At 63.5% G+C, this 7,126-nt stretch carries 5 protein-coding genes and 2 pseudogenes; 2 read left to right on the forward strand and 5 right to left on the reverse strand.

Translation table 11 applies throughout. From position 1 onward, the window contains the following. Positions 1–165 precede the first annotated feature (165 nt). The 4 genes from VNS22_RS17975 to VNS22_RS17990 form a co-directional block, all read right to left on the reverse strand. The gene (locus tag VNS22_RS17975; protein ID WP_325734819.1) at positions 166–969 is read right to left on the reverse strand and encodes a hypothetical protein; all 804 of its coding nucleotides are present in this window, start codon (positions 967–969) and stop codon (positions 166–168) included. Positions 970–1,035: 66 nt separating this feature from the next. Further along, positions 1,036–1,302, reverse strand: coding sequence for a hypothetical protein (locus VNS22_RS17980; protein WP_325734821.1), 267 nt, complete (start codon positions 1,300–1,302; stop codon positions 1,036–1,038). Then, positions 1,299–1,535 (reverse strand): hypothetical protein, encoded by a 237-nt coding sequence (locus tag VNS22_RS17985; protein ID WP_325734823.1) that lies wholly within the window; start codon positions 1,533–1,535, stop codon positions 1,299–1,301. The genes VNS22_RS17980 and VNS22_RS17985 overlap by 4 nt, the downstream gene beginning before the upstream one ends. A 92-nt stretch (positions 1,536–1,627) precedes the next feature. Beyond that, a complete protein-coding gene (locus tag VNS22_RS17990; RefSeq protein ID WP_325734825.1) occupies positions 1,628–2,881 on the reverse strand; it encodes a tyrosine-type recombinase/integrase in 1,254 nt (417 codons plus the stop codon). Between the two features lie 513 nt (positions 2,882–3,394). Here VNS22_RS17990 and VNS22_RS17995 point away from each other — a divergent pair. Next, positions 3,395–4,819: an IS4 family transposase gene (locus tag VNS22_RS17995; RefSeq protein WP_325734827.1), complete on the forward strand. Its 1,425-nt coding sequence runs from the start codon at positions 3,395–3,397 to the stop codon at positions 4,817–4,819. A gap of 44 nt (positions 4,820–4,863) precedes the next feature. Here VNS22_RS17995 and tnpC read toward each other — a convergent pair. Continuing rightward, positions 4,864–6,031 (reverse strand): annotated as a pseudogene (gene tnpC / locus VNS22_RS18000) (IS66 family transposase); the annotation flags it as partial. Between the two features lie 70 nt (positions 6,032–6,101). Here tnpC and VNS22_RS18005 point away from each other — a divergent pair. Then, positions 6,102–7,126: pseudogene (locus VNS22_RS18005) on the forward strand (transposase); the annotation flags it as partial.

A 7,126-nucleotide genomic window follows, 5' to 3' on the forward strand; every position in this document is an offset into this window, starting at 1 on the left:
CCTTGATCAGCTCGTAGAGCACCGACCGGGAGATGCCCGTCAGCCGGACAGCTTCAGGGATGCGCACGCTGATCGGCTCGGCAGCGTGAGGTGCGTTCGGATGCTGGTGCATAGTGTCCACGTCCTAGGTTGTTCAGGACATCCGGCGGGATGCCGGTGGACAGATCACCTATCCTTCTTCCGACCCGGATTGGACCGCACTGAATTCGCTTCTTGGCTCTTTTTCGGTACGGGTGGGTTCAACAGCTTTACCAGGTAGGCGTGCTCCAGCTCAGGTGCTTCCCCGCGCGTCAGCAGAACGACGGCATCGCGAACGAACTGGCCCCCTTGAGTGAATTCAAGAGTTTCGTCATTGCCCTTGTATGCAGAGGCACGGACTTTCCTCTTGTTCGGGTCGACCTTTTGCCAGACATCGCAAAGAGTTTCGGCAAGAGCGCGGAATGCCTTACCATGCCCCCTGCTGCCACGGCCGGACTTTGGCTTGTAGCCAAGTCGCTCCAGCCACCTTTTCCCTTCAAGGTAGGAGGCTCCAGCTTTGGGCAGACTGTCTTTCAGTAAATCGAAGAAGTTGTGAACGGCCGTTCCTGGTAGTTCATCGCGAAGCTGATCGTCCAAGTCCATCTTGATTTGTTCGGGCAGCGCTTCAATTGAGCGGGCCAGTTTCTCGGCTGCCGCTATGGCTTTGGCAATCTGCCGCTCGACCTCTATCGAAGTAGCCCGCTGGTCGGCCCGTGATTGTTCCTCCCAATGTGAAAGTGCGGCAGTTAGTGTCTCTCTCAGGCGTGCAATGGCCATGACATCGGTCGGCATCCTGTGCCGCTTGGCCAGCGCTTCCACGTTCTCATGAGCGAGCGGGAGCCGCTTATTTGGTGCCCACTCGGGCATCGTCCGCTCGTGGCTGAACTGGAATGGAAGTATCGGTGGTGGTGGCGGACGCTTCCGGCCGCCCCTATCTTCGCCGTCATCCATCGCGTGTCCCTTCACGCTGTTGGGCAGAAGGCCGGACAGGGCACCACCCGTCCGGCCTTCGTCGTCTCAGTTTCTGGCGTCCCCGGGCGGTGTCCCACCCACCGACGCGGGCTCCCGATCCACCGGCAGCCCATGCTCACGACGGAAGGCGTCGGTACGGTCCAGAATGGCCTTCTGTAGCGCCAGGAAGGCGCGTTCGGGATTGATGCCAGCCCGATCCACCGCAGCCCCACAAAGCCATACGGCTTCGGCCAAGTCGTCAATGTCAGCCAGGAACAGCTCGGCATCGATGCGGCACAGCGTGATCTCGGCAGGATAGCGCTTGGTGGTCATCGGCCCGCCTCCTCGCGATACAGCGCCGCCAGCCGATCCATGGCGTCGATGGCCTGATACGCCAGGAGGGACAACGCGTTGCCCCGGTCCTTCCCTGGCACGGCCAGTTCACGGCCACCGTGGATCGCCAATGCCAGAGCGACCACGGTGTACCGGGCGTCGGCCAGCGCATCGGCGAAGTCCAGGGATACACCAGTGCGTGGTGCAGCCGCAGAGGTGGTGGTATTCTCCATGTCGCTGACCTTTCAGCAGGCCGGGCGGAGCGGGCTTCCTACGGCATAGGCTCCGCCCGGTCGGGATGCCCGGAAGCGCCGGGCGCGCACGATCACCCTGCCTTGCTGCGCTTCGCAGGCTGCCCAGGCAGGGCGGTCACGTTGGTTTCCGCCTTCGTCAGCACCGGACCGCTCGCACGGATCAGATCGCCGGAATGACGGCCGATGAACTTGGAATAGGTCGCCTCGATCATCTGGACGGACGTTCCGCAGTGATCGGCGACGATGCGGACCTCGGTTCCGGCCAGGAGTGCCGCCGCGATCCACGAGTGCCTGAGGCTGTAGATCGTCACGGACGGGTCGAGCCCGGCAGTCTTCACCGCCAGCTTCATCGGCCGCGTCTGGTCGCTCCTGCCCCAGCGCGCACCATCCGCCCTGGTGAACAGGGGCTCGGTGCCTGCCCGGCCGGATGCCAGCCGCGCACACACGATGCGCAGCTCATCGCTGATCGCGATGGTCCGTGAGCCGGTCTTACCGCCAGGAATGTGCAGCCTTGCCCCGCTCGATGCGTCCAGATGCGCGTCCTGCACCCGGCAGCCGGCCAGTTCGCCATAGCGGGCACCGCACGATGCCAGGGAGAACAGCAGGTCACGGAAATGCAGGTCCGGAGCGGCATCGATCAGCCGGCGGATTTCGTCGCCGGACAGGATCACGTTGCGCGAGCCGGTCACGCTCGGAAATGCCTTCAGCCCGACCTTCCAGGCCGCATCGGTCGGGATCTCGACAGGCCGCTGGTGCCGCCCAAGATTGAGCGCAGCCCGCAGCGTCGCCACGATCCGGTTAGCCGTGGATCGGGAAGCCCGGACTTCATCCGGGTCGTCGTCCTCGCGCACCAGGGCCAGCTTCCAGGCGGATAGCTCGGATGCCGTCAGGTCACAGACCAGCCTGCCGCGTAGCTTGGGATCGACATGCCTGGTCAGCGTGCGTTCCGCTTCCCGCACCACGCCACCACGCGCCTTCAGGTCAGCGAGGTACGCCTCGATCGCCTGATCTACCGTGAGCGGTTCAGTGCCATCACCGGACGCCAGGCGCTTCATCCGTTCCCACCACGGCCGCGCCTTCGCGTTCGCTTGCGGCCAGCTCAGGATGTCCAGCCCGTTGGCGTCCAGAACGTCGTCGGCGGCACCCAGCTTCTCGGCCTTGAAGGTAACACCAGGGGCGGCACCGACCGGCCTGAACTTGGCGAACCATGTTCCGGTCGGAGACGTCCGGGCACGATAATAGCCGATCAGGCAACCTGGGCTGATCTTCGACCAGTACGGCTCCTTGCGGGGTTTCAGCTCGGCCCGCGCGGTCCGGTTCTCCAAGCGACGTTCACGCGGTGCACGCGCCATTCAGCAGCCCGCCCTAACTTGGTCCTAAGCGGATAATCCCGTATTCTGGCGGACGTGCAAGGACCATGATCAATAGTTTTCAGCAGGTTATTAGACGGTTGTGGACGCCTGCGGACAAGAAAAACACACTTTCAAGGTGGCGACACGGGTTCGAATCCCGTTGGGGATGCCAAGCAAATTCAGGCGCTTAGCGGTCATCAGACCTCGCTTCAGCGCCGACATTTCGCTGTATCGCATGAAGCTTCGGAAATATACAGCCTTGGGCGGGACTGGACGTCCGTGGTTGAGGTCGCGTCCAAACTTTGGCGCGATCGGCATACTATCCTAGCAAGTTGAGCCAGCCCCACTCGTAACGCGTCGTAACCCTCCGGTGAGGCTTTCAATTACCCACATTCATCGTCATCGATGCTGGCGCAGGGGCGTGTTGCCGAGCTTGCCGCGGTCATGATCCTGTCTGGGGTCTGCTCCACTGAGGGGTGAGATGCCATGGACGCGGAGATGAACCGGTGGTGGGGCGGCGAACTTGCCGGATGCGCCTTCGCCGACGTACGGTTGGGCCAACGCCTGCGCAAGCTGCTCGAGCGGATGGAGGGTGCGATTGGCGAAAGCCTTCCGCTGGCATGCCAGGACTGGGCCAGCACCAAGGCAGCCTACCGCTTCTTCGCCAATGACCGGGTCAGCGAGGAGCAGATCCTGGCCGGGCACTTCCAGGCAACGCACGCCCGCTTCGCCGCAACCGACGGCGTCATCCTGGTCCTCCATGACACCACGGAATTCACTTACCAGCGCGAACGGACCGAGCCGATCGGCCTGACCTACCGCGTGAACAGTGGCATGGACAGGACCGGCCGCTTTCGGATGCACACGGTGTGCGGGCTTCTGATGCACGCCAGCCTCGCGGTCACGATCGAGGGCCTGCCTCTGGGCTTGTCGGCCATCAGGTTCTGGTCGCGGCAGAAGTTCAAAGGCCTGGCTGCGCTCAAGCGTAGGATCAATCCGACGCGCGTGCCGATCGAGCACAAGGAGAGCATCCGCTGGCTGGAAAACATGTGTCAGTCCACGTCGCTGCTCGGTGAGCCGGCGCGCTGCATCCATGTCGGCGACCGGGAGAGCGATATCTACGAGCTCTTCTGCTTGGCACAGAATCTCGGCACCCACTTCCTGGTCAGGACCTGCGTCGATCGCCTGGCCGGAAATGGCGGCCATACGATCGCTGATGAGATGAAGGAAATACGTGTTCAGGGTGTGCATCACGTCGAGGTGCGTGACGGCAGGGGCCGCATCAGCACGGCGGCCGTCGAACTCCGCTACCGGTCTGTTCGTGTTCTCCCGCCTGTCGGCAAGCAGAAGCGCTATCCCGCGCTCATCCTGACGGTCATCCATGCCAAGGAAAGAGGCACTCCAGTCGGCCGGCCTCCGATCGACTGGAAGCTGATCACCGATCTGCCCGTTCTCTCCTGCGCGGCGGCGATCGAGAAACTGCGCTGGTACGCCATGCGCTGGAAGATCGAGGTCTTCCACAAGATCCTGAAGTCGGGTTGCAGGGCTGAACAGGCACGGCTCCGAACCGCCGAGCGGCTGGTGAAGCTGATTGCCGTCTTCTGCATCCTGAGCTGGCGGATCTTCTGGATGACGATGATCCAGCGGTCGGCACCGCTTGCCGCGCCCAAGCTTGCTCTGACGGATATGGAGATCACGATCCTCGATCGGCTCGAGCCCAACCAAGGGCTTGGTCTGCCAAAGACCAAGACGCTCTCCGCGTATCTGCTCAAAATCGCGCGGCTCGGCGGCTACTTGGCCCGCACCAACGACCCGCCGCCCGGGAACATCGTCATGTGGCGGGGACTGACACGCCTCACCGACATCCGATTGGGTGTGATGCTCGCAACGACCTCACCGAATTATGGGTAACTGGAAGCCGGTGAGGGCCGCGGTTGGATGACGGGTGGAGCGGATCAGGCTGCCTGAACGGCCTTGGCTGGCGACGTCCAGTTCCACGGCATCAGCTTGTCGAGCTCGTACACGGGTAGCCAGCGAAACGATCCGAGGACGTCCGCCAGCCAAGCCTGCAGATCGATATGGTTGAGCCTGGCGGTGATGATCAGGCTGTAGATGACCGCGGCGCGTTCGCCACCGCGATCGGAGCCGGCGAACAGCCATGCCCTACGTCCAAGTGCGATGTCGCGCAGAGCCCGTTCTGCGGCATTGCTCGATAGGCAGATTCGGCCGTCGATCAGGAACCGAGTGAAGGCGCCCCAACGCTTGAGCAGGCAGTCCATGGCCTTGGCGACTTCGGCATGGCGAGAGAGCCTCGCGCATGCCTGTCGCATCCAGGCTTCCATCTCGGCGATGAGTGGTGCGCTCCAGTCCTGGCGTGCCGCTCGGCGCTGCCCAGCCGACAGACCGTTGATGTCCCGCTCGATGGCGGACATGCCATCGATCTGGCGGACGGCTTCGAGCGCCAGCAGCGAGATGCCTGCGGCTGCCTTGCCTTGCGTTCGTCGCGCGGCAGCGGCGAGATCGGCCAGTTCGAAGAACTTGCGCCGCGCATGAGTCCATCGTTCGTCAGTAGACGAACGATCCGTTTCCCGAAGGGGCCCGGGTCAGTAGGCCCGGGAAGGCAAGCAGCTTCCAGGAATCGGCCAGTCCCGTAGAGCTTGCCATAGCCGCCATAGACGTTGGCCTGCAGGATGCCGCTCCAGCCTTGAAGATGGCGCTGCGGGTGCTCGCCGGCACGTTCGCGCGAGTAGAAGAACAAGGCTGCCGGCGGGGCCGGCCCACCGAACGGCCGATCATCACGGACATAGGTCCATGATCGGTCAGAAGACCGATCATCCGCTCCATGAAATGGCTCAGGCCAGTAGGCCTGGGAGGGCACCGGGCGATATCCGTCTTGCCGTTGGCCAGGACCGGCACGGTGGTGTCGTCGCCATGCAGGCGCGAGCCTGTCAGGACATGGGCCTGAATGCGCTGGTAGATCGACTGCAGTGCCGTCGAACAGGCGCCCACCTGATCAGCCAGGGTCGATAGGCTCAGCGGCACGCCTTCTCGGGCATAGCGCTCGGCCTGACAGTTCAGCGGCGCTACGCCCATCTTGCCGATGACCACATCCGGCAGGAGGTTGGACTGTACCCCGTTTGAACCGGACAGGGTCGATAGCCGATAAGGCATAGGCATCCGCCTATGGATAAGGATGATGGCTTTTGATCCGAACGGACCTCCGCCGCGCATCGAGGTGGTCACTGCGGTCCAGCGCCGACGCCGGTTCTCGACAGCCGAGAAGGTGCGGCTGGTCGAGGAGAGCATGCAGCCTGGGATGAGCGTCTCTCTGGTCGCCGGCCAAGCCGGCATCGCGCCCAGCATGCTGTTCAACTGGCGGCGTCGGATGCTGGAGGGTGGCTTCAGGCGGACGAGCCGGTGGTCGGCCAGACCCATGTCCGTGACCTGGAAAAGCGGGTCCGAGAGCTGGAACGCCTTCTTGGCAAAAAGACCCGCGAGGTGGAGACCCTCAAAGAGGCCCTTGAGGTGACACGGACAAAAAAACCGATGTCGCTGCTGCCGTCGTGGCAAGGTCGCCGGAGCGGTTCGCGATGACGGCCATTGCCAGCACGCTGGGTGTCGCCCGCTCCAACCTGATCGAGCGCTTGGCGGGCTCGTCCAGGCCGCGCGGGCGCTACCACAAGACTGAGGACAGCCGGCTCCTGCCGTTGATCCGCCAGCTGGTCGACAAGCGGCCGTCGTATGGCTACCGCCGCATCACCATGCTGTTGAACCGCCGCCGGCAGAACGAGGACCTGCCAAGATGAATGCCAAGCGGGTGCTGCGTATTCTGCAGAAGCACGGCCTCACCCTGCAGCGTCACACCGGCCGGCAACTCGGTCGGACCCATGACGAGGTGGTTGTTGCCCTGATCTCCCATGTCCGCCCTCGGCGGTCTCCTGACCGCCGTCCTTGCAGGAATAGGATCATCCGGCTCCTGCCGGATGATGGTGCTCCGACCACTTTGAACTCGCCTGCCGCAATGGCGAGATCGTCCGCATCCTGTTCGCGATTGACGCCTGTGACCGGGAAGTCATTGCCCCGCGGCCGTCTCCTGACGGCCGTCCCGGTGGGATTGGATCGATCGCCTCCTGCGATCGATGGTCGGCCACCACGGCCGGCATTTCGGGAGAGATGGTTCAGGATCTCATGGTCGCCTGCGTCGAGCAGCGCTTTGGC

Origin of the sequence: Geminicoccus sp., from assembly GCF_035556675.1 — a bacterium.
GTDB lineage: Bacteria > Pseudomonadota > Alphaproteobacteria > Geminicoccales > Geminicoccaceae > Geminicoccus.